Origin of the sequence: Escherichia sp. E14S1, from assembly GCF_004211995.1 — a bacterium.
In the GTDB taxonomy this organism is placed as follows: Bacteria; Pseudomonadota; Gammaproteobacteria; order Enterobacterales; family Enterobacteriaceae; genus Escherichia.
In genome coordinates this window covers 56,479-78,136 of record NZ_RHJQ01000013.1, presented here as the reverse complement: position 1 = coordinate 78,136, position 21,658 = coordinate 56,479, and the positions used below count along the sequence as shown (strand labels likewise).

Genomic DNA, 21,658 nt, shown 5'->3' with positions numbered 1-21,658 from the left:
CTTTTTATGTGACAAAGGTGCCGGAATATATTCTCTATTCCTTTTTATTTGTTAGTCGCTCACAATATAAATATCCACAAAATTTTTATGGCAAATCGAGCATAAAGTAGTGTCTATTTATCCGCGTTGCAAACTCCACTCTTCAAATATCTATTTCAGGTCAAAAGATTGAATTATTCACTGGAAACGATTCGTAAATTCGCTGGATTTTTGACTAAAGTTTCATTAGGATTTGTCCTATCATTTGATTAATTACACCAATCGTTTATCATCTTTCTGATAAGTGATGGCGATTATATGAGGTTAGCAATGCCTTCTGGAAATCAGGACCCCCGCCGGGACCCTGAATTAAAACGCAAAGCCTGGCTTGCGGTATTTCTTGGTTCTGCGCTCTTTTGGGTGGTTGTCGCACTGCTGATTTGGAAAGTGTGGGGATAACTATGGTCGTTCAGGAGCAACATCAGGAACCGTCACCATTATGTCAGCAGAATGACAATGCAACGGAAACGAAACGGGACTGTTCCGTCGTTATACCCCATAGCTGGAAACTAACACCGCAACAGCAAGCCTTTATAGAGATGTTTGCTGAAGATGATCAGCAGAAACAATAATTATCATCATTCTTGTTCCCCAATATATTAATGAATATAACGGCTTTTATTACACCACAGCAATAACAGGTTGAGTTATCTCAACATAAAGTAATAACTGTTAAGGGTGTAGCCTATGATCACTACAAATACGAAATACTGGTCCTGGATGGGCGCATTTTCTCTGTCGATGCTCTTCTGGGCTGAACTCCTCTGGATCGTTACTCACTGATCCCTGACCCCGCTGCGGCGGGGTTTTCTTTTGCTTTGCCACACGTTTTCTCCTCTTTTATCAATTTGGGTTGTTATCAAATCGTTACGCGATGTTTGTGTTATCTTTAATATTCACCCTGAAGAGAATCAGGGCATCGCAACCCTGTTATTAAGGAGGAGCTATGTCGTCAACCCTACGAGAAGCCAGTAAGGACACGTTGCAGGCCAAAGATAAAACTTACCACTACTACAGCCTGCCGCTTGCTGCCAAATCACTGGGCGATATCACCCGTCTGCCTAAGTCGCTCAAAGTTCTGCTCGAAAACCTGCTGCGCTGGCAGGATGGCAATTCGGTCACCGAAGACGATATTCATGCGCTGGCGGGATGGCTGAAAAATGCCCATGCCGACCGCGAAATTGCCTACCGTCCAGCCAGAGTGCTGATGCAGGATTTTACCGGCGTACCTGCTGTTGTTGATCTTGCGGCGATGCGGGAAGCAGTAAAACGTCTCGGTGGCGATACCGCGAAGGTGAATCCGCTCTCACCAGTCGATCTGGTGATTGACCACTCGGTTACCGTCGATCGCTTTGGCGATGATGAGGCATTTGAGGAAAACGTACGCCTGGAAATGGAGCGCAACCACGAGCGTTATGTATTTCTGAAATGGGGGCAGCAGGCGTTCAGTCGTTTTAGCGTTGTGCCACCAGGCACTGGGATTTGCCACCAGGTGAACCTTGAATATCTCGGCAAAGCGGTGTGGAGTGAATTGCAGGAGGGGGAGTGGATTGCTTATCCGGATACGCTCGTTGGCACCGACTCGCACACGACCATGATCAACGGTCTTGGTGTGTTAGGCTGGGGCGTTGGTGGAATTGAAGCGGAAGCGGCGATGTTAGGTCAGCCAGTTTCCATGCTTATTCCTGATGTGGTGGGCTTTAAACTCACCGGTAAACTGCGTGAAGGTATTACCGCCACCGACCTGGTGCTGACCGTTACTCAGATGCTACGTAAACATGGCGTAGTAGGTAAATTCGTCGAATTTTACGGTGATGGTCTGGATTCACTGCCACTGGCGGATCGTGCAACCATTGCCAATATGTCGCCGGAATATGGTGCGACCTGCGGCTTCTTCCCAATCGATGCTGTCACTCTCGATTACATGCGGTTAAGCGGCCGTAGTGAAGACCAGGTTGAACTGGTTGAGAAATATGCTAAAGCGCAGGGGATGTGGCGGAACGCAGGTGATGAACCGGTGTTTACCAGTACGCTTGAATTGAATATGAACGACGTAGTCGCTAGTCTTGCCGGTCCAAAGCGTCCACAAGATCGTGTTGCGCTGCCTGATGTGCCAAAAGCTTTTGCCGCCAGTAACGAACTGGAAGTCAACGCCACGCATAAAGATCGCCAGCCGGTCGATTATGTTATGAACGGGCATCAGTATCAGTTGCCTGATGGTGCGGTGGTTATTGCTGCGATAACGTCGTGTACCAACACCTCTAACCCCAGCGTGCTGATGGCGGCCGGATTACTGGCGAAAAAAGCCGTCACCTTGGGGCTGAAACGACAACCGTGGGTCAAAGCGTCTCTCGCGCCTGGCTCGAAAGTGGTTTCTGACTATCTGGCAAAAGCCAAACTGACGCCGTATCTTGATGAACTGGGCTTTAACCTTGTGGGCTATGGTTGTACCACCTGTATTGGTAACTCTGGTCCGTTGCCCGATCCTATCGAAACCGCGATCAAAAAGGGCGATTTAACCGTTGGCGCGGTACTGTCTGGCAACCGTAACTTTGAAGGACGTATTCATCCGCTGGTTAAAACCAACTGGTTGGCTTCGCCGCCGCTGGTGGTTGCCTATGCACTGGCGGGCAATATGAATATCAACCTGGCTTCCGAACCTCTGGGGCACGATCGTAAAGGCGATCCGGTATATCTGAAAGATATCTGGCCATCGACTCAAGAGATTGCTCGCGCTGTTGCGCAAGTCTCCACTGAAATGTTCCGTAAGGAGTACGCGGAAGTTTTCGAAGGGACTGCGGAGTGGAAGGAGATTAAGGTTGTACGATCAGATACCTACGGATGGCAGGATGATTCGACCTACATTCGCTTATCCCCTTTCTTTGATGAAATGCAGGCAACCCCTGCGCCAGTGGAAGATATTCACGGTGCGCGAATTCTGGCAATGCTGGGGGATTCGGTTACCACTGACCATATCTCTCCGGCAGGCAGCATTAAGCCTGATAGTCCCGCGGGTCGATATCTACAAGGTCGTGGTGTTGAGCGTAAAGATTTTAACTCCTACGGTTCGCGTCGTGGTAACCATGAAGTGATGATGCGTGGCACGTTCGCCAATATTCGCATTCGTAACGAAATGGTGCCTGGTGTTGAAGGGGGGATGACGCGCCATCTACCAGGCAATGATGTTATCTCTATTTATGATGCGGCGATGCGCTATCAGCAAGAGAAAACACCGCTGGCGGTAATTGCCGGGAAAGAATATGGGTCAGGTTCGAGTCGAGACTGGGCGGCAAAAGGCCCGCGTCTGCTCGGTATTCGCGTGGTGATTGCAGAATCGTTTGAACGTATTCATCGTTCGAATTTAATCGGCATGGGTATTTTGCCGCTGGAGTTCCCGCAAGGGGTGACGCGTAAATCGTTAGGGCTGACGGGGGAAGAGAAGATTGATATTGCCGATCTGCAAAATCTGCAACCTGGCGCTACGGTTCCTGTGACACTAACGCGAGCTGATGGTGTGCAGGACGTTGTGCCGTGCCGTTGTCGCATCGACACTGCAACAGAATTAACCTATTACCGGAATGACGGTATTTTGCATTATGTCATCCGTAATATGTTGAAGTAATTCAACTTTAGTTGCCGGATGTGGATCATCCGGCAAATATATTAAGTCTGTAGCGATAAGGGTTATTTGTTGAACAAATGGCCCATTTTCTCGGCTTTAGTATCGAGATAGTGTTCATTATTTGGGTTACGGCCAACAATCAACGGCACGCGTTCAACAATGTTGATACCCGCTTCGGTCAGAATTTCGACTTTTTTCGGGTTGTTGGTTAACAGACGGACTTCATTAACGCCCAGTAACTTGAACATGTCGGCGCAGAGGGTGAAATCACGTTCATCAGCGGCGAAACCTAACTGATGATTGGCCTCTACAGTATCGTAACCTTGATCCTGTAACGCATAAGCACGGATTTTATTCAACAAACCGATGTTACGTCCTTCCTGACGGTGGTACAGCAAAATACCACGGCCTTCTTCGGCAATATGCGTCAGTGCCGCTTCAAGCTGGAAGCCGCAATCGCAGCGCAAGCTGAACAGGGCATCACCGGTCAGACACTCAGAATGGACGCGTGCCAGGACAGGAGTATGTCCTGAAATGTCGCCATAAACTAACGCGACATGATCGTGTCCGGTTGCCAGTTCTTCAAATCCCACCATCAGGAAATCGCCCCATGGGGTTGGCAGTTTGGCTTCTGCCACACGTTTAAGCTGCATGAAATTCTCCAGATAATGCTGGTTCTGTATTGGCTTATTTTGCCATAACGCGAAGGGGTTCTCCTAATCACGACGCGCCAATCGTTCACTGAATGGCACAAATCTGTCAATTTTTACTGGAGCAGGCATTTTCAGTTATGATTGTGGGAATTATAAAAAGGAGAGGCCATGCGTTCGATTGCCAGACGTACCGCAGTGGGAGCTGCACTATTACTTGTAATGCCGGTAGCTGTATGGATTTCTGGCTGGCGTTGGCAACCAGGAGATCAAAGTTGGCTGTTAAAAGCGGCCTTTTGGATCACTGAAACCGTTACTCAGCCCTGGGGCGTCATTACACATCTGATTTTATTCGCTTGGTTTCTCTGGTGTCTGCGTTTTCGCCTCAAAGCCGCAATTATGCTGTTTACCATTCTGGCTGCGGCGATCCTCATTGGACAAGGCGTGAAATCCTGGATAAAAGATAAAGTTCAGGAGCCGCGCCCCTTTGTGATATGGCTGGAAAAAACACATCATATTCCGGTTGAGGAGTTCTACACTTTAAAACGTGCGGAACGCGGAAGTTTAGTGAAAGAACAGTTGGCTGCAGAAAATAATATACCGGGCTATTTACGCTCTCACTGGCAGAAAGAGACGGGTTTTGCCTTTCCTTCCGGTCACACGATGTTTGCTGCCAGTTGGGCGCTGCTGGCCGTTGGGTTACTGTGGCCGCGTCGGCGAACATTCACCATTGCACTCTTGCTGGTTTGGGCCACGGGAGTCATGGGAAGCCGTCTGCTACTCGGGATGCATTGGCCGCGTGATTTGGTGGTGGCTACATTGATTTCGTGGGCGCTGGTGGCGGTGGCAACCTGGCTTGCACAACGAATTTGTGGGCCATTAACACCACCTCCGGAAGAAGATCGTGAGATAGCGCAACGAGAAGAAGAAAGTTAACGCTGGTTGATTTTCTGATTTTCGCCCTTAAATCACCAACAATGCACGTAGTTGCCATTTCGCAGTCGGCGTGAAAATGGTACTTTAAAGGGCTATTGCGGTAAGTTGACCATAATTTATGCGCTCTAACCACATAACGGGAAGTAATGTGAAATATTTACTCATTTTCTTATTGGTGTTGGCGATTTTCGTGATTTCGGTCACGTTAGGTGCGCAGAACGATCAACAGGTGACGTTTAACTATCTGTTAGCGCAAGGGGAGTATCGTATCTCTACTTTGCTGGCGGTATTGTTTGCTGCGGGTTTTGCTATCGGTTGGTTAATTTGCGGACTGTTCTGGCTGCGAGTTCGTGTTTCTCTGGCGCGTGCTGAACGTAAAATAAAGCGACTGGAAAACCAGCTTTCACCCGCGACTGATGTGGCGGTAGCGCCGCATGCGTCAGTGGCGAAGGAATAACCTTCTATGCTGGAGTTGTTGTTTCTGCTTTTGCCTGTAGCCGCTGCCTATGGCTGGTATATGGGCCGCAGAAGTGCGCAACAAAACAAGCAAGATGAAGCCAATCGCCTGTCACGTGATTACGTGGCGGGGGTTAACTTTCTGCTTAGCAATCAACAAGATAAGGCGGTGGACCTGTTCCTCGATATGCTCAAAGAGGACACCGGCACCGTTGAAGCCCACCTTACGCTCGGAAACTTGTTCCGATCCCGTGGCGAAGTCGATCGCGCAATTCGCATCCACCAAACCTTAATGGAAAGCGCCTCGCTGACCTATGAACAGCGCCTGTTGGCAATTCAGCAACTGGGTCGTGATTACATGGCTGCCGGATTGTACGATCGTGCGGAAGATATGTTTAATCAATTGACTGATGAAACTGACTTCCGTGTTGGCGCTTTGCAACAACTCCTGCAAATCTACCAGGCCACCAGTGAATGGCAAAAGGCGATCGATGTCGCCGAACGTTTGGTTAAACTGGGTAAAGATAAACAGCGGGTCGAAATAGCTCATTTCTATTGTGAATTAGCTCTTCAATACATTGCCAGCGAAGATCTCGATCGTGCCATGACTTTGCTGAAAAAAGGGGCGGCGGCCGACAAAAACAGCGCGCGCGTATCCATCATGATGGGGCGTGTGTTTATGGCCAAAGGCGAGTACGGCAAAGCGGTCGAAAGCCTGCAACGCGTTATTTCTCAGGACAGAGAACTGGTCAGCGAAACGCTGGAAATGCTGCAAACCTGCTATCAGCAGTTGGGTAAAACTGACGAATGGGCAGAGTTTCTCCAGCGAGCGGTGGAAGAAAATACGGGTGCTGATGCTGAACTGATGCTTGCTGACATCATTGAATCGCGTGACGGGAGCGATGCAGCTCAGGTTTACATTACGCGGCAGTTGCAACGTCATCCAACCATGCGCGTGTTCCACAAATTGATGGATTACCACCTCAATGAAGCGGAAGAAGGGCGTGCAAAAGAGAGCCTGATGGTGCTGCGCGATATGGTTGGTGAGAAGGTACGCAGTAAGCCGCGTTATCGCTGCCAGAAGTGTGGTTTTACCGCTTATACCCTTTACTGGCATTGTCCGTCCTGTCGGGCCTGGTCGACCATTAAACCAATTCGTGGTCTGGACGGTCTGTAGTTTTTAAAAAAAATCAACTTTAGTTACAACATACTAATGGTTGTTATCAACAAATGTGCTTCGGTAACGCCTGCATGAAAAAGCCTGACAGGAGAGAAATCGCAACTGTTAATTTTTTATTTCCACGGGTAGAATGCACGTCGTTTACCTTTTTCGCGCCACTTCCGGTGCCCATCATCAAGAAGGTCTGGTCATGACGTTAACTGCTTCATCTTCTTCCCGCGCTGTTACGCGTTCTCCCGTCGTTGTTGCCCTTGATTATAATAATCGTGATGCTGCGCTGGCATTTGTCGACAAAATCGACCCACGCGATTGTCGTCTGAAAGTTGGCAAAGAGATGTTTACGCTGTTTGGGCCACAGTTTGTCCGTGAACTGCAAGAGCGTGGTTTTGATATCTTCCTTGACCTGAAATTTCACGACATTCCCAACACAGCAGCGCACGCCGTGGCCGCAGCGGCTGACTTAGGTGTGTGGATGGTGAATGTTCATGCATCTGGCGGGGCGCGTATGATGACCGCTGCTCGTGAGGCGCTGGTTCCGTTTGGCAAAGACGCGCCGTTGTTAATAGCGGTAACTGTGCTGACTAGCATGGAATCAAGCGATCTGGCGGATCTCGGCGTGACACTGTCACCAGCGGATTATGCAGAGCGTCTGGCGGCGCTGACACAAAAATGTGGTCTTGATGGCGTGGTGTGTTCTGCCCAAGAAGCCGTTCGTTTTAAACAAGCGTTTGGTCAGGACTTCAAACTGGTTACGCCGGGTATTCGTCCTCAGGGGAGTGATGCTGGAGACCAGCGCCGCATTATGACGCCAGAACAGGCGCTGGCAGCTGGGGTTGATTATATGGTGATTGGTCGCCCGGTGACGCAATCTGCGGATCCAGCGCAAACGCTGAAAGCGATCAACGCCTCGTTACAGCGGAGTGCATAATGAGTGATTCCAACAGCCGTCTGGTCTATTCAACGGAGACTGGACGTATCGATGAACCGAAATTAGCCCCTGTACGCCCTAAAGGTGATGGCGTTGTGCGTATTCAACGTCAAACCAGCGGCCGTAAAGGTAAGGGTGTTTGCCTGATTACTGGTGTTGATCTCGATGAAGCTGAACTGATAAAGCTAGCGGCAGAACTGAAGAAAAAATGCGGCTGCGGAGGGTCAGTAAAAGAAGGAATTATCGAAATTCAGGGTGATAAGCGTGATTTATTAAAATCAATGCTTGAAGCGAAAGGCATGAAGGTAAAACTCGCCGGCGGTTAACAAAAAAAGCCACGAAAATATTCCGTGGCTTTCGTTTATTTTACTGTGTGTATTATTCAGTTATTTCGTACTGAACAGAGTTAAGCGTATTATAATTGCGAGTCGCTAATCGACATTTATTTACGATTATTTACCGACCTGGTGACCGATAATACCACCGACTGCCGCACCGCCTAACGTACCCAGCGTGCTGCCATCAGTCAGTACTGCGCCACCTAAAGCACCTGCACCCGCACCGATTGCGGTATTACGATCTCGTTTAGACCAGTTAGAACAGGCACTCAGAGACATAGCCAGCGTAATCGCCAGAACAGCCGCGGTCATTTTTTTGCTCGTTACAAACATAATACTCTCTCCTGAATTTATGATTCACGGAAGTAAGCTCTCTTTAACTATAATAGTTAAGACGCTTTCTGAAAAAGTTATTTTCCGTGAAATCCTCTCGCGCAGGGTTATATCACGCAGGTGACAGTCACTTCCTGTTATATCGCTAATGTTAAGTTTACAACTTTGAAGTTTTAAGGACAGGTAAATAGTCTTAATTAACAGCCAGGAATCATCTTAGAGCGGATGATTTGCGAAAGTGCAAATCATCCGTAGAGGAGGGGAAATTAATTGTCGACGACGTGAACTGTCAGTCTATTATGCTCAAGATGCAACAGGTGGCTGGCAGGTATCTTCGAGTCGGTAATGACCCGTTTGATTTTCTCAACAGGGCCGATGGAGTAAGAATGTACGGCACCAAATTTTGAGCTGTCCGTCAGAACTATTGCTTCGCACTCTTTTTCCAGTACTGCATTGACTACGTCGGTACGCATCATGTCGCGTCCAGTAAATCCAGTTTCAGGTTGCCAGCCATCAATACCAATAAATGCCTTACTGAAATGAACCTGCTGGATACACTGACGTGTCAGAGGGCCAACCATGCTTTCGCTTTTTTTCTGGTACACGCCACCAAGTAAAATGACTTCACAGGGGGCGTCTTTCAACAAATGCGCAATGTAGCTGCTAACCGTAATGATGGTAACATCTTTCTTCTGTTCGCCTAACGTGCGAGCCAGAAGGGCATTGCTGCTGCCATTTTCAATAAAGATAGTTTCACCTGACTGAACCAGAGCAGCCGCAAACTCGGCAAGTTCACGCTTCAGCGTATAATTACTCATCATCCTGGTTTCAACATCATCGCTATCAAGCGAAACTGCAAAACCATGCGCGCGGCGCAGATAACTCAGTTTTTCGAGGGTGTTGAGATCCTGGCGAATAGTAACTTCAGAAACACCAGTGGCTTTTGCCAGTTCGGTTACGCTAACCTGACCCTGGTCAATGACCATCTGTAGAATTGTTTGTTGTCGGGAATTCATCGCTGTAATTCTTATAACGTTATAATATTCAATAAAAAAGCTGACGCGCCTGGCATCCTTTTCTGCTAAATGGAAAGCCTGAAAGCACGACTGTTAAATCTCCCACGGTGCCTTCGGGATGTCTGGCGTAGATGCAGCAACCTGGCGCAAGAGTTCTGCTTTTAGTATCTCGAGATTATGGATCGCAGAGTGGTGATCGCCCGCCACAAGGATATCTAACACAATATCAATACGTTCGGCAACGCGCTGGGCATCAAATTCAGACATGAGGGTATCCTTATGGCAAATAAAGGCAAAAATGAATAATGCAAAAATTGCCACTAAAAGAGAAGCGTATAGTGGCAAAGGCCAATTTTCATTCGAGAAAATGATGTGTGATAAGATTATATATCGCTAATTATATACATTCGTCTCTTTATAAGCGTTTCAGGTAACGTTTAAACCAACGTTCAAAGGCCACGGCAGGCATTGGTTTGGCAAACAAAAATCCTTGCCTCTCATTGATGCCGTTTTTGGTTAAAAAGGCATCTTCTTTTTTGCTTTCCACGCCTTCGGCGATGACTTGCAGATTCAATGCCTGGGCGACGGCGACAATCGCACGCACTAATGACTGCGAGACAGGTTGTTTGTGAATATTACGGACAAAAGCCTGGTCAAGTTTAATGGCATCGATGGGAAAACGGGCCAGTTGCGAAAGCGAAGAGTAGCCGGTGCCAAAATCATCCAAATGCACTTGCGCGCCTAACTGACTAAATTGCTGAATGACGGAGAGGGCGAGTTCATCATTTTCTATCAGACAGCTTTCAGTTAACTCGATATCAATAGGGCAGTATTCAAAATTCAGTTCTTGAAGAACCTGCTTCAGATCGGTAAAAAGAGTTTGATCGGCAAACTGGCGAGCAGAGATGTTCACCGCTACCCGCAGATTAATGCCTTTATCACGCCATTTCGCCACCTGACGCACCACATCGAGAATCACCCAACGTCCTAATGGAACAATTAGCCCAGACTCTTCTGCATAGGAAATAAAGTCTAACGGGGGAATGAGTCCGCGTTCAGGCGACTGCCAGCGCACCAACGCTTCCAGGCTTCGAACTTCACCGCGCCAGGTGATTTTCGGTTGATAATGAATAACTAACTGATCGTTTTCCAGCGCTTTACGCAGGTTGGTATCAAGCCAAAGATATTCGAAAACACGTTGGTTCATTTCTGGCGAAAAAACACAGAACTGTCCGCGCCCACCTTCTTTTGCGGTGTACATTGCGGTGTCGGCATGGCGAATAATGGCTGCGCTGTCCATACCATGTTGTGGCGAAAGTGAAATACCGACGGAACAGCCAGTATAAACTTCAATTAAACCAATACGGAAGGGTTGGCGAAGCCGGGTTAAAATACGTGATGCCATCGCTTCCAGTGCGCTTTGTGATGTATTGGGTGCCAGCACCAGAAACTCATCCCCGCCAGGACGCGCCAGCACCTGATCCTGTTCAAGGCAGCTTAAAATGGCCAGTGACACCTCACGTAACAACTGGTCGCCAAATAAATGTCCGTAAGCGTCATTTACCTTTTTAAAATTGTCTAAATCAAGATATACAACACCAACCTTACAGTCGTTAGCTTGATCAATGGCATGATCGATTAACGCCTGCATGGCGTTACGATTCGGTAGTCCAGTGATGCTGTCGGTATTTGCCAGTATGCGAAGTCGTTCCTGGGCGCGACGCTCTTCGGTAATATCGGTGCCGGAACAGATTAAATAGATCTCATTTTTGCCGCTACCGCTGTGCACAAATTTGTTGCGAAACAGAAATAGCCGTTGACCGTTGCGCGTTGGTATCCAGAGCTCAATTTCATAAGCATTACCACTGCGAAAAAAGCCACGGTTATTGCGGCTGGAGGCTGCAGCTTCACGACGGCTCATAAACAGCTTAAATACGCTTTGCCCAATGACATCGTGCTCTTTGAAACCTGTGTATTCTTCACATAATCGGTTAAACCGTTGGATATTTCCCCGGCTGTCAAGAATGACTATCGCGGAATGAGCTTCAGACACTACCTGTTCAGCAAAAGAAAGCCCATGCGATAAATCGCGGGCTACTGCAAGTGTGTCATGCCATGCAGACGCGTTGCCGCCCCATTCGCGCTTATTGATTTTTCGTCCAACCAGATGCACAGAAAGATCGCTCTCATTGACGGTCAGACTCATCATCAAGCTGGAAGTGATGACCGTCATTTCCCTGATGCGAGCAGCCTGTTCGGCAGATAACTGCAAAGTACGTTCAGGTTCTGTGGTTTCGGTGGTGGAAAAGCGCAAAACATCGCTGCTTTCCGATAAACGCCAGTATGGATTGTGCGATCCGAGAAAGTTGTACAACGTTGTGGACTCCCTAACTGTTTTCATGAAGCGTGTCTTCCGGTTAACAGCGGAGTTCGCGATTAAAAGAAAGGTCCAACATGAATTACATAAAATTAGCGACGGCTAAACGTATTGTTTTATTTATATATTTATTTGTAATCCAGTTTTGGAAAAACGCCAGTTTACAAACGAAAGTCTGTGAAAAAAATCTGGGGGGATAAAAACGAATGCGGAGACGAGTAAAGTAAACGGCCCATCCGTAATGAATGGGCCGCAAAAGAATATTACGCTACCGGACGAGCAATAATGCTGCGAGTTTCCATACGAACTTCGGCAATAGTGACGTCGATAACATCGGTTACCTTGTAAACCGTTTCACCTTTAATTTGCACGGTGCCATTTTCCTGACTGCAAACCAGTTCGTCGCGTACGGCGTGTAAGAATGGCGCAGGAATAAAAGCGATAGCGCCATTATCAACCAGACGCACACGCATGCCGCCACGGCTGATATCGACAATTTCCGCCGCAAAACGGGTGTCGGTCCCGGCTTTGTCTTTCAGGAAACGGGCGTATAACCAATCACCGACATCACGTTCCGCCATCCGGTTGAGACGACGACGCTCGGCCATTTGAACGGTGATCTCATCCTGCGGACGCGTCGCCGTTTCGCCTTTGATGACCGCTTTCAGCAGACGATGGTTGATCATGTCGCCATACTTACGGATTGGTGAGGTCCAGGTGGCATACGCTTCCAGACCGAGGCCAAAGTGAGGGCCTGGCTCAGTGCTGATTTCGGCAAAGGACTGGAAACGACGAATACGGCTGTCGAGGAAACCGGTCGGTTGCGCATCCAGTTCGCGACGCAGCTTGCAGAAACCATCCAGCGTGAGCACTTCTTCAGCATCGACATGCAGACCGTGCGTTTTTAGCAATGCTGCCAGCGCTTCCGCATTTGCCGGATCAAAGCCCATATGCACGTTATAGATACCAAAACCGAGCTTATCGCGCAGTACGCGGGCAGCACAAATGTTAGCAGCAATCATCGCTTCTTCGACAATACGGTTGGCAATACGACGAGGCTCGGCGACGATATCCAGCACTTCACCTTTTTCACCGAGAATAAAACGGTAATCCGGGCGATCTTTAAACACCAGTGCATGGTTATGGCGCCACTCGCCGCGACGCTGGCAAATTTGCGCCAGAAGGCGAATTTGTTCGGCAATGGCCTCACTTTCTGGCTGCCAGTCGCCGGTGTTTTCCAGCCAGTCGGAAACTTGGTCATAAACCAGTTTCGCTTTGGACTCGATAGTCGCGGCAAAGAACTCGATATTGTCTTCAATGGTGCCATCTGCGGAGAGCGTCATCCGACACGCCATTACCGGGCGAACTTCATTGGCGCGCAGTGAGCAGAGATCGTCGGAAAGCTCACGCGGCAGCATTGGGATGTTGAAACCTGGCAGATAGTTGGTGAATGCACGAACTTTTGCCGCTTTGTCCAGTTTGCTACCTTCTGCAATCCACGCGGTTGGATCGGCAATCGCCACGATCAGTTGCAGTTTGTCATCCGGGAGCGCCTTCGCGAAGAGGGCGTCATCCATATCTTCCGTGCTGGCGCTATCGATGGTGACAAAATCCAGTGCAGTCAGATCTTCGCGCACCAGACCTTCGTCGAGCATTTCAGTAGCAACGCCGTTCGGCGCTTCTTTTTCCAGGTTATGACGCGCCAGAGTTACCCACCACGGCACGAAGTGATCGTCGCCAAAAGTGATGTACTGCGTGAGTTCTGCATAGAAAGAACGATCGCCTTTCAATGGATGACGGCGCATTTCGGCAACTGCCCAGTCGCCTTCTTTAAATTCATGTGTCAGGCCACGGGCTGCGCGGCAAGGAATGGCATCTTTCAATAATGGATGATCAGGGACAATGGCCAGACGGTCATTCTTGCCCTGAACTTTACCCACGAAGCGGGTTAGAAAAGGTTCAACCAGCTCTTCTGGTTCGGCAGATTCACGATCTTTTTCGCTGTGGATGACTGCGATAATTCTGTCGCCATGCATAACTTTTTTCATTTGCGGCGGCGGAATGAAATAACTTTTTTGTGCATCGACTTCCAGGAAGCCAAAGCCTTTTTCAGTGGCTTTTACCACCCCTTCAGCGCGGGGCGTCTGGGAATGCAGTTGCTGTTTAAGCTGCGCTAGCAGCGGGTTGTCCTGAAACATAATTGTCTATTTTGGTGGCCATTAGAGCGGCTGACAGTTTTACGCGATTCTGTCTGACGCAGCAAGGTTAATATGTTTCACCCAACGCGATTTTTAAGCGATTGATCCAGCCACAAAGCCCGCTCCATACCAACAAATTAATAACCTGTGTTGATGATATTTCATGTTCGAGTAATGGGCTGAACTGGGCGGCGCTAAAGCGATCGGGTGCTCGGGTCAGCCATTGTATCGCCTGAACGGTAGCGCGCTCAACACAATGGCTATCAGCCCACCGATTAATTTCATTTTCGCCCTGACGTAGAATGAGGATTGCCTCTTTATATTCTGTTGTTGAATATGTTTGGCTAGCGAAGCAAGCGGCGCTGCCATTAATCCGCGCGGTTAACAACGTCGCAAGTTGATGGTTGGTTTTGGCGCTAACCAATGTGCTGGCGAATAGCTCCTCAAGGCGTGAAAGTAGAGCTGGGTGAAGATTGAGTATTTCGGTCAGTTGGCTGAGTTCAACCGACGAACTATTCACCGCATCTTCACATGATTTTTCTACGGCGTAGCAGGTACGCCAGCGAGTTGATTCATTCGCAAACAGTGATGCATCGGCGTAGTTTTGCATCTCCAGACCGGGTAGCCAACGAACTGGTTGCTCAAGATAAGCCTGCAATGTGGCAATCACTCGCGCCTGAAAACCGACAAAGCCAATAATTTGGTTAATGAACACACAGTCCCAGGCGGTAAGGCCGACATCTTTAAGATGCTCACGGGATCGACCGTCGATAATAGATGGAGAGAAGGCCAGTTGGCGGGCATATTGTGTGATTTGCGCCAGCCGATGATTACTTTCCCTGGAGGAATCCGGTCCGGGAAGTGGTGTCAGGCGCGCGGAATAGTAGTTGCACAACCGCTGGACGCCGCAGACTTGAGCAACAGTCAGGGCAGTCGACAGGCGTTCATAAGCGGTGAATGTCTGCAAGCGGGTCACGGCCAGCTGAGCCGGGAACAATGCTCCAGCGAGTGCACGTGCGGGTGCCAGCCATGACTGAAAAGGGGCCAGCGTTTGTTCCTCAAGAATCACGTCGAGCAAAAAAGGGTCGTTGACCTTTGCGGCTTCGGGTACAAGTGGCAGAACGTTATGCTCTGAAGTGCTGGATTGGATTTCATGATACCAATGGCTTTTGCCTGAACTGTGGCGTTGTTCCATGGGCGCTCCTTGGTCATAACGGAAATCGTTATCCTGACGCAAGGCGGGAAGGGGAGAAAGACGGATCGGCGATAACAAATATCAGAAAGGTATAACAGAGAAAACGGGCGGCAGAACGCCGCCCATCTTGACCAACAGAACGATTATTTCAGTTCCAGTTCGTTCATTGCAGCGATGCTGAAACCGCCGTCAACGTGGACCACTTCACCGGAGATACCGGCAGAGAGATCGGAGCACAGGAACGCTGCGGAGTTACCCACATCTTCGATGGTAACGGTACGACGAATCGGCGTAACGGCTTCGCAGTGCGCCAGCATTTTACGGAAGTCTTTGATGCCGGAAGCGGCCAGCGTACGGATCGGACCTGCGGAAATGGCGTTAACACGCACACCTTCCGGCCCCATTGCGTTGGCCATATAGCGCACGTTAGCTTCCAGAGACGCTTTTGCCAGACCCATAACGTTGTAGTTAGGGATAGCGCGCTCAGCGCCCAGGTAGGAAAGGGTCAGCAGAGCAGAGCCCGGATTCAGCATGGAGCGGCAAGCTTTTGCCATTGCAACGAAGCTGTAGGAGCTAATGTCGTGGGCAATTTTGAAGCCTTCACGAGTTACGGCGTTAACATAGTCGCCATCCAGCTGATCGCCAGGTGCAAAACCAATAGAGTGTACGAAACCGTCAAATTTCGGCCAAACTTTACCCAGTTCAGCGAACATGGTGTCGATGCTGGCATCTTCGGCAACATCGCACTGCAAAACGATGTCAGAACCTAATTGAGCGGCAAATTCTTCTACGCGGCCTTTCAGTTTGTCGTTCTGGTAGGTGAATGCCAGTTCAGCTCCTTCGCGGTGCATCGCCTGAGCGATACCGTAGGCGATGGACAGTTTGCTGGCAACACCGGTTACCAGAATGCGCTTACCGGAAAGAAAACCCATAGCTTTAATCCTTATTGTTGATGCTTGTTGTGCCTGAAAATCAGGCGATTCGTCGTTTTAGTAAACAGTACGAACAGATAAACGGTTATTATAATCAACCTGGCTGTGGGTGGCTATAGTTGCGCTTTCTGTACCGGAGAGAATCAGCAGTCCAGAGCATTTTGCGACGCCTGCGAGGGGCCGATTGTGGAAATATCTTATAGCGTCTGGCTTTAAAACTATTCGTATTACTTCCGGTAAGTTTGATGATAAAACAGACGCGGATTTATCAGGTCCGGCGTTTGTTGTGTCATCGACGATTAATAATCTGGCGACAACAAGTCGCGGTCTTATCTCTGACAAATAGCCCCCAATTTAATATTGTCAACTATCTTCACAGAATCTCCACAATCTCTTCATTATCAGAATATACACCATGAATAAGATAAAAATACTTTCCCTCACTTTGGAGAAATGTATAATTGGCAAAAATGAGAATGATCGTTCTCACTAAGTGGAAGGACAGGAGACAGAAATGACCAGCAAGCTGGAGATACGTCACAAACAGCGGCAGGATGAAATCATCAACGCCGCCCGTCGGTGTTTTCGTCGCTGCGGTTTTCACGCCGCCAGTATGTCGCAAATTGCCAGCGAAGCTCAGCTTAGCGTGGGTCAGATATATCGTTACTTCGCCAATAAAGACGCCATTATTGAAGAGATGGTTCGCCGTATCATCGACTTTCGTATTGCCCAGATGGACATTGACGCGCGTACCGATCACTTCCCGGAAGTTCTTGCTTTGCGGAAATCCTTAAATGAGGACGACGACGCGTTGATGCTGGAAGTGGCTGCAGAAGCCACACGCAACCCACGGGTGATGGCGATGCTCGAGGAAGCTGACGCCAGAATGTTCGCTAACGGTTGTGCACATATGAAAAGAATGCATCCCCATCTTAGCGATGAGCACATTCGTTGCTGCGTTGAAGTGCTTGCCACCATGATGGAAGGTACGGTTTATCGTCGCTTAACACCGCAAAAAAGCGATCCCCAACGTCTGCAAAAAATATATCAGGACATTGTTAGTATGTTGATAAATTAATAAGAAAAGAATTAACCGATAGTGGGGGATATTAATCCCCCTTATTTCATTGCGAAATTCATTTCGCGATGCGGGTTCGTTATATCTGAATATCCCTGACATATCCTCATTAATTTTAATGGGGAGGGTATTGTTCACCCTGGAGAAAATAATGAAGTATATAGCAACGTCTGTAGTGGCAATGCTACTCTTATCTGGTTGTGATAATACGCAAAATAACAATTCATCCCCGTCGGAAACAGAAGTGGGCGTTGTTACGCTCAAATCTCAACCGGTTTCGGTAGTCAGTGAATTAACCGGGCGCACCAGTGCGGCACTCAGTGCTGAAGTACGTCCGCAGGTTGGGGGAATTATCCAGAAACGCCTATTTACTGAAGGCGATTTGGTTAAGGCCGGACAACCATTGTACCAAATTGATGCGGCCAGTTATCGGGCGGCATGGAATGAAGCCCGGGCAGCATTACAACAGGCACAGGCACTGGTAAAAGCCGATTGCCAGAAAGCGCAGCGTTATGCCCGACTGGTGAAAGATAACGGTGTCTCACAACAGGATGCTGATGATGCTCAGTCTACCTGCGCACAAGATAAAGCCAGTGTTGAAGCGAAAAAAGCCGCACTGGAAACCGCGCGCATTAATCTTGACTGGACCACGGTAACCGCGCCGATTTCGGGGCGTATTGGCATTTCGTCGGTGACCCCTGGCGCACTGGTGACCGCGTCGCAGGATACGGCGTTAACGACCATTCGTGGTCTGGATACAATGTATGTCGACCTCACTCGCTCCAGTGTCGATTTATTACGTCTGCGCAAACAGTCACTGGCGACCAACAGTGACACCATGAGCGTCTCACTTATTCTGGAAGATGGCACAACCTACAGCGAAAAAGGGCGTCTGGAACTCACCGAAGTCGCTGTGGATGAGTCTACCGGCTCGGTGACATTACGGGCGATTTTCCCCAATCCACAACAACAGTTATTACCAGGCATGTTTGTTCGCGCTCGTGTCGATGAAGGCGTGATGGAAGACGCTATTCTCGCGCCTCAACAGGGCGTCACGCGCGATGCTAAAGGCAATGCAACTGCGCTGGTGGTGAATAAAGACAATAAAGTAGAGCAGCGAACGCTCGAAACGGGAGAAACGTATGGTGATAAATGGCTGGTGCTGAACGGCCTGCATGACGGCGACCGACTGATTGTTGAAGGTTCCGCCAAAGTAACTTCAGGGCAGACCGTCAAGGCTGTTGAAGTTCAGGCTAATGGAGGCAACGCCTGATGTTTTCGCGCTTTTTTGTTCGCCGTCCGGTCTTTGCCTGGGTTATCGCCATTTTGATTATGTTGGCGGGTATTCTGGCCATTCGCACATTACCCGTCGCGCAATATCCTGACGTTGCGCCGCCGACCATAAAAATTTCAGCCACTTATACCGGTGCTTCAGCCGAAACGCTGGAGAACAGCGTGACCCAGGTTATCGAACAGCAACTCACCGGGCTGGATAATTTGCTCTATTTTAGCTCAACCAGCAGCTCTGATGGTTCGGTCAGTATTAATGTGACCTTTGAACAAGGTACCGATCCCGACACTGCACAGGTTCAGGTGCAGAATAAAATTCAGCAGGCTGAGTCACGCTTACCGAGTGAAGTGCAGCAAACGGGCGTCACAGTGGAAAAATCACAAAGCAACTTTTTGCTGATTGCTGCCGTGTATGACACCACTGACAAAGCCTCCAGTTCGGATATCGCCGACTGGTTGGTCAGTAACGTTCAGGACCCGCTGGCGCGCGTTGAAGGTGTGGGGAGTCTGCAAGTCTTTGGCGCAGAATATGCTATGCGCATCTGGCTTGACCCGGCCAAACTGGCGTCTTACTCGCTGATGCCTTCAGACGTGCAAAGTGCTATCGAAGCGCAAAACGTGCAGGTTACTGCCGGGAAAATTGGGGCATTGCCTTCACCGAATACTCAGCAACTGACGGCGACAGTACGTGCGCAGTCTCGTTTGCAGACGGTGGATCAGTTCAAAAATATTATCGTGAAAAGCCAGTCAGACGGCGCAGTTGTTCGCATAAAAGATGTGGCTCGCGTTGAGATGGGCAGTGAAGATTATACCGCGATCGGCAAACTTAACGGTCACCCGTCTGCCGGGGTTGCTGTAATGCTTTCGCCCGGTGCGAATGCGCTGAATACGGCGACGCTGGTCAAGGATAAGATTGCCGAATTCCAGCGCAATATGCCGCAGGGGTACGCCATCGCATACCCGAAAGACAGCACTGAATTTATTAAAATCTCCGTAGAGGACGTAATTCAGACGCTGTTTGAAGCCATCGTACTGGTGGTTTGCGTGATGTATTTATTCCTGCAAAACCTGCGCGCCACGCTGATTCCGGCGTTAGCTGTCCCCGTTGTTTTGCTGGGCACATTCGGCGCTCTTGCGTTGTTTGGCTATTCGATTAATACCCTGACGTTGTTTGCGATGGTGCTGGCGATCGGCTTGTTGGTGGACGATGCCATTGTGGTGGTGGAGAACGTCGAACGTATTATGCGTGACGAAGGGTTGCCCGCGCGTGAAGCCACGGAAAAATCAATGGGCGAGATTTCTGGCGCACTGGTTGCTATTGCGCTGGTGTTGTCAGCCGTATTCCTGCCGATGGCCTTCTTTGGGGGATCTACGGGAGTAATTTATCGTCAGTTTTCGATAACCATTATCTCCGCAATGCTGCTTTCCGTGGTGGTGGCATTGACCTTGACTCCCGCGCTGTGCGGTTCCGTCCTTCAGCATGTTCCACCGCATAAAAAAGGCTTTTTCGGCGCATTTAACCGCTTTTACCGCCGTACTGAAGATAAATATCAGCGAGGCGTAATTTATGTCCTGCGCCGTGCTGCCCGAACGATGGGTGTTTATGCCGTGCTGAGTGGCGGAATGGCCCTGATGATGTGGAAACTGCCGGGCAGTTTCTTACCCACTGAAGACCAGGGCGAAATCATGGTGCAGTACACGCTGCCAGCTGGGGCGACCGCGGCTCGTACAGCAGAAGTGAATCGCCAGATTGTTGACTGGTTCCTGGTAAACGAAAAAGCAAATACCGATGTCATCTTTACCGTTGATGGTTTCAGTTTTAGCGGCAGCGGACAGAATACCGGGATGGCGTTTGTCTCGTTGAAAAACTGGTCACAACGTAAAGGGGCAGAAAATACCGCCCAGGCTATCGCCTTACGGGCAACCAAAGAGTTGGGCACAATTCGTGATGCCACGGTATTTGCCATGACGCCGCCAGCCGTTGACGGACTGGGGCAAAGCAATGGCTTTACGTTTGAATTAATGGCAAGTGGTGCGACTGACCGTGAAACCTTACTTAAAATGCGTAATCAGTTGATTGAACAGGCTAATCAAAGCCCTGAATTGATTTCTGTGCGCGCCAATGACCTGCCGCAAATGCCGCAATTGCAGGTAGATATCGATAACAATAAAGCCGTATCGCTGGGGTTGAGCTTAAGCGATGTCACCAACACGCTGGCCAGCGCGTGGGGCGGTACTTATGTGAATGACTTTATTGACCGTGGTCGTGTGAAGAAAGTCTACATTCAGGGCGACAGTGAATTTCGTTCCGCGCCGTCAGATTTAGGGAAATGGTTTGTGCGCGGTAGCGATAACGCCATGACGCCGTTCTCTGCTTTTGCCACTACACGTTGGATCTATGGCCCGGAAAAACTAGTTCGCTACAACGGTTCTGCGGCTTATGAAATTCAGGGCGAAAACGCGACTGGCTTTAGTTCCGGCGATGCAATGACAAAAATGGAGAAACTGGCAAACAGTCTTCCTGCGGGAACGACCTGGGCCTGGAGTGGTTTGTCATTGCAGGAGAAACTGGCCAGTGGTCAGGCATTAAGTCTGTACGCAGTCTCTATTCTGGTGGTTTTCCTCTGTCTTGCAGCCCTGTACGAAAGCTGGTCAGTTCCGTTCTCGGTCATTTTGGTGATCCCACTGGGGCTTCTTGGCGCGGCGCTGGCGGCCTGGATGCGTGATTTAAACAACGATGTTTACTTCCAGGTGGCGCTATTAACCACTATCGGCTTGTCGTCGAAAAACGCCATTCTGATTGTTGAATTTGCTGAAGCGGCAGTTGCTGAGGGCCATTCCCTGAGTCGGGCGGCATTACGCGCGGCGCAGACTCGTTTACGTCCAATCATCATGACCTCGCTGGCGTTTATTGCGGGGGTAATGCCGCTGGCGATGGCGACCGGCGCAGGTGCGAACAGCCGTATCGCCATTGGTACGGGCATTATTGGCGGTACGCTGACCGCTACGTTGCTGGCTATTTTCTTTGTTCCTCTGTTTTTTGTACTGGTGAAACGTTTGTTTGCCGGTAAACCGCGCAGTCAGGAGTAA

At 49.4% G+C, this 21,658-nt stretch carries 21 protein-coding genes; 13 read left to right on the top strand and 8 right to left on the bottom strand.

Translation table 11 applies throughout. The features are described from left to right. Nucleotides 1–297 precede the first annotated feature (297 nt). The 4 genes from D9734_RS16055 (at nucleotide 298) to acnA (ending at nucleotide 3,661) form a co-directional block, all read left to right on the top strand. On the top strand, nucleotides 298–438 hold the full coding sequence (locus D9734_RS16055; RefSeq protein ID WP_212741620.1) for a YmiA family putative membrane protein: 141 nt from the start codon (nucleotides 298–300) through the stop codon (nucleotides 436–438). A 2-nt stretch (nucleotides 439–440) separates the two neighbouring features. Next, the gene (locus D9734_RS16050; RefSeq protein ID WP_130208853.1) at nucleotides 441–611 is read left to right on the top strand and encodes a hypothetical protein; all 171 of its coding nucleotides are present in this window, start codon (nucleotides 441–443) and stop codon (nucleotides 609–611) included. 115 nt (nucleotides 612–726) lie between these two features. Beyond that, nucleotides 727–822: a small membrane protein YmiC gene (ymiC, locus tag D9734_RS16045; protein ID WP_130208851.1), complete on the top strand. Its 96-nt coding sequence runs from the start codon at nucleotides 727–729 to the stop codon at nucleotides 820–822. Between the two features lie 163 nt (nucleotides 823–985). After that, nucleotides 986–3,661 carry an aconitate hydratase AcnA gene (acnA, locus tag D9734_RS16040; protein ID WP_130208849.1) on the top strand — a complete coding sequence of 892 codons (2,676 nt, stop codon included), beginning with the start codon at nucleotides 986–988 and terminating at the stop codon, nucleotides 3,659–3,661. Nucleotides 3,662–3,723: 62 nt separating this feature from the next. Here acnA and ribA read toward each other — a convergent pair whose 3' ends face one another. Continuing rightward, a complete protein-coding gene (gene ribA / locus D9734_RS16035) occupies nucleotides 3,724–4,314 on the bottom strand; it encodes a GTP cyclohydrolase II (RefSeq protein ID WP_130208847.1) in 591 nt (196 codons plus the stop codon). A gap of 168 nt (nucleotides 4,315–4,482) precedes the next feature. Between ribA and pgpB the strand changes: the two genes are divergently transcribed. The 5 genes from pgpB (at nucleotide 4,483) to yciH (ending at nucleotide 8,137) form a co-directional block, all read left to right on the top strand. Beyond that, the gene (pgpB, locus tag D9734_RS16030) at nucleotides 4,483–5,247 is read left to right on the top strand and encodes a phosphatidylglycerophosphatase B (protein WP_130208845.1); all 765 of its coding nucleotides are present in this window, start codon (nucleotides 4,483–4,485) and stop codon (nucleotides 5,245–5,247) included. Nucleotides 5,248–5,395: 148 nt separating this feature from the next. Then, a complete protein-coding gene (gene lapA, locus D9734_RS16025; protein ID WP_130208843.1) occupies nucleotides 5,396–5,704 on the top strand; it encodes a lipopolysaccharide assembly protein LapA in 309 nt (102 codons plus the stop codon). Nucleotides 5,705–5,710: 6 nt separating this feature from the next. Next, nucleotides 5,711–6,880, top strand: coding sequence for a lipopolysaccharide assembly protein LapB (gene lapB / locus D9734_RS16020; RefSeq protein ID WP_130208841.1), 1,170 nt, complete (start codon nucleotides 5,711–5,713; stop codon nucleotides 6,878–6,880). 193 nt (nucleotides 6,881–7,073) lie between these two features. Next, nucleotides 7,074–7,811, top strand: a complete 738-nt coding sequence (gene pyrF / locus D9734_RS16015; protein ID WP_130208839.1) for an orotidine-5'-phosphate decarboxylase — start codon at nucleotides 7,074–7,076, stop codon at nucleotides 7,809–7,811. Then, nucleotides 7,811–8,137, top strand: a complete 327-nt coding sequence (gene yciH, locus D9734_RS16010; protein WP_130208837.1) for a stress response translation initiation inhibitor YciH — start codon at nucleotides 7,811–7,813, stop codon at nucleotides 8,135–8,137. Before pyrF ends, yciH begins: the two co-directional genes overlap by 1 nt. Nucleotides 8,138–8,263: 126 nt before the next feature. Here the strand turns inward: yciH and osmB are convergent, their stop codons facing one another. From osmB to pdeR, 4 genes are all read right to left on the bottom strand, one after another. Next, on the bottom strand, nucleotides 8,264–8,482 hold the full coding sequence (gene osmB / locus D9734_RS16005; RefSeq protein WP_000498252.1) for an osmotically-inducible lipoprotein OsmB: 219 nt from the start codon (nucleotides 8,480–8,482) through the stop codon (nucleotides 8,264–8,266). Between the two features lie 266 nt (nucleotides 8,483–8,748). Beyond that, nucleotides 8,749–9,498, bottom strand: a complete 750-nt coding sequence (locus D9734_RS16000) for a DNA-binding transcriptional regulator YciT (RefSeq protein WP_130208835.1) — start codon at nucleotides 9,496–9,498, stop codon at nucleotides 8,749–8,751. 93 nt (nucleotides 9,499–9,591) lie between these two features. After that, complete coding sequence (gene yciZ, locus D9734_RS15995; protein ID WP_130208833.1) at nucleotides 9,592–9,765, bottom strand: protein YciZ; 174 nt, start codon at nucleotides 9,763–9,765, stop codon at nucleotides 9,592–9,594. Nucleotides 9,766–9,913: 148 nt separating this feature from the next. Further along, nucleotides 9,914–11,899: a cyclic di-GMP phosphodiesterase gene (gene pdeR, locus D9734_RS15990; protein WP_130208831.1), complete on the bottom strand. Its 1,986-nt coding sequence runs from the start codon at nucleotides 11,897–11,899 to the stop codon at nucleotides 9,914–9,916. A gap of 53 nt (nucleotides 11,900–11,952) precedes the next feature. On the opposite strand from pdeR, the gene D9734_RS15985 reads away from it, so the two are divergent. After that, complete coding sequence (locus D9734_RS15985; RefSeq protein WP_130208829.1) at nucleotides 11,953–12,075, top strand: hypothetical protein; 123 nt, start codon at nucleotides 11,953–11,955, stop codon at nucleotides 12,073–12,075. A 63-nt stretch (nucleotides 12,076–12,138) separates the two neighbouring features. Here the strand turns inward: D9734_RS15985 and D9734_RS15980 are convergent, their stop codons facing one another. The 3 genes from D9734_RS15980 to fabI form a co-directional block, all read right to left on the bottom strand. Continuing rightward, entirely contained in the window at nucleotides 12,139–14,073 is a 1,935-nt protein-coding gene (locus tag D9734_RS15980; protein ID WP_130208827.1) for an exoribonuclease II, read from the bottom strand. A gap of 67 nt (nucleotides 14,074–14,140) precedes the next feature. Then, nucleotides 14,141–15,268 (bottom strand): CMD domain-containing protein, encoded by a 1,128-nt coding sequence (locus D9734_RS15975; protein ID WP_130208825.1) that lies wholly within the window; start codon nucleotides 15,266–15,268, stop codon nucleotides 14,141–14,143. 143 nt (nucleotides 15,269–15,411) lie between these two features. After that, nucleotides 15,412–16,200 (bottom strand): enoyl-ACP reductase FabI, encoded by a 789-nt coding sequence (fabI, locus tag D9734_RS15970; protein WP_000506490.1) that lies wholly within the window; start codon nucleotides 16,198–16,200, stop codon nucleotides 15,412–15,414. 514 nt (nucleotides 16,201–16,714) lie between these two features. Between fabI and D9734_RS15960 the strand changes: the two genes are divergently transcribed. The 3 genes from D9734_RS15960 to D9734_RS15950 all read left to right on the top strand — a co-directional run bounded on the left by D9734_RS15960 (nucleotide 16,715) and on the right by D9734_RS15950 (nucleotide 21,658). Further along, nucleotides 16,715–17,278, top strand: coding sequence for a TetR/AcrR family transcriptional regulator (locus D9734_RS15960; protein ID WP_130208821.1), 564 nt, complete (start codon nucleotides 16,715–16,717; stop codon nucleotides 17,276–17,278). 151 nt (nucleotides 17,279–17,429) lie between these two features. Continuing rightward, nucleotides 17,430–18,551 carry an efflux RND transporter periplasmic adaptor subunit gene (locus tag D9734_RS15955; protein WP_130208819.1) on the top strand — a complete coding sequence of 374 codons (1,122 nt, stop codon included), beginning with the start codon at nucleotides 17,430–17,432 and terminating at the stop codon, nucleotides 18,549–18,551. After that, a complete protein-coding gene (locus tag D9734_RS15950) occupies nucleotides 18,551–21,658 on the top strand; it encodes an efflux RND transporter permease subunit (RefSeq protein WP_165383291.1) in 3,108 nt (1,035 codons plus the stop codon). The genes D9734_RS15955 and D9734_RS15950 overlap by 1 nt, the downstream gene beginning before the upstream one ends.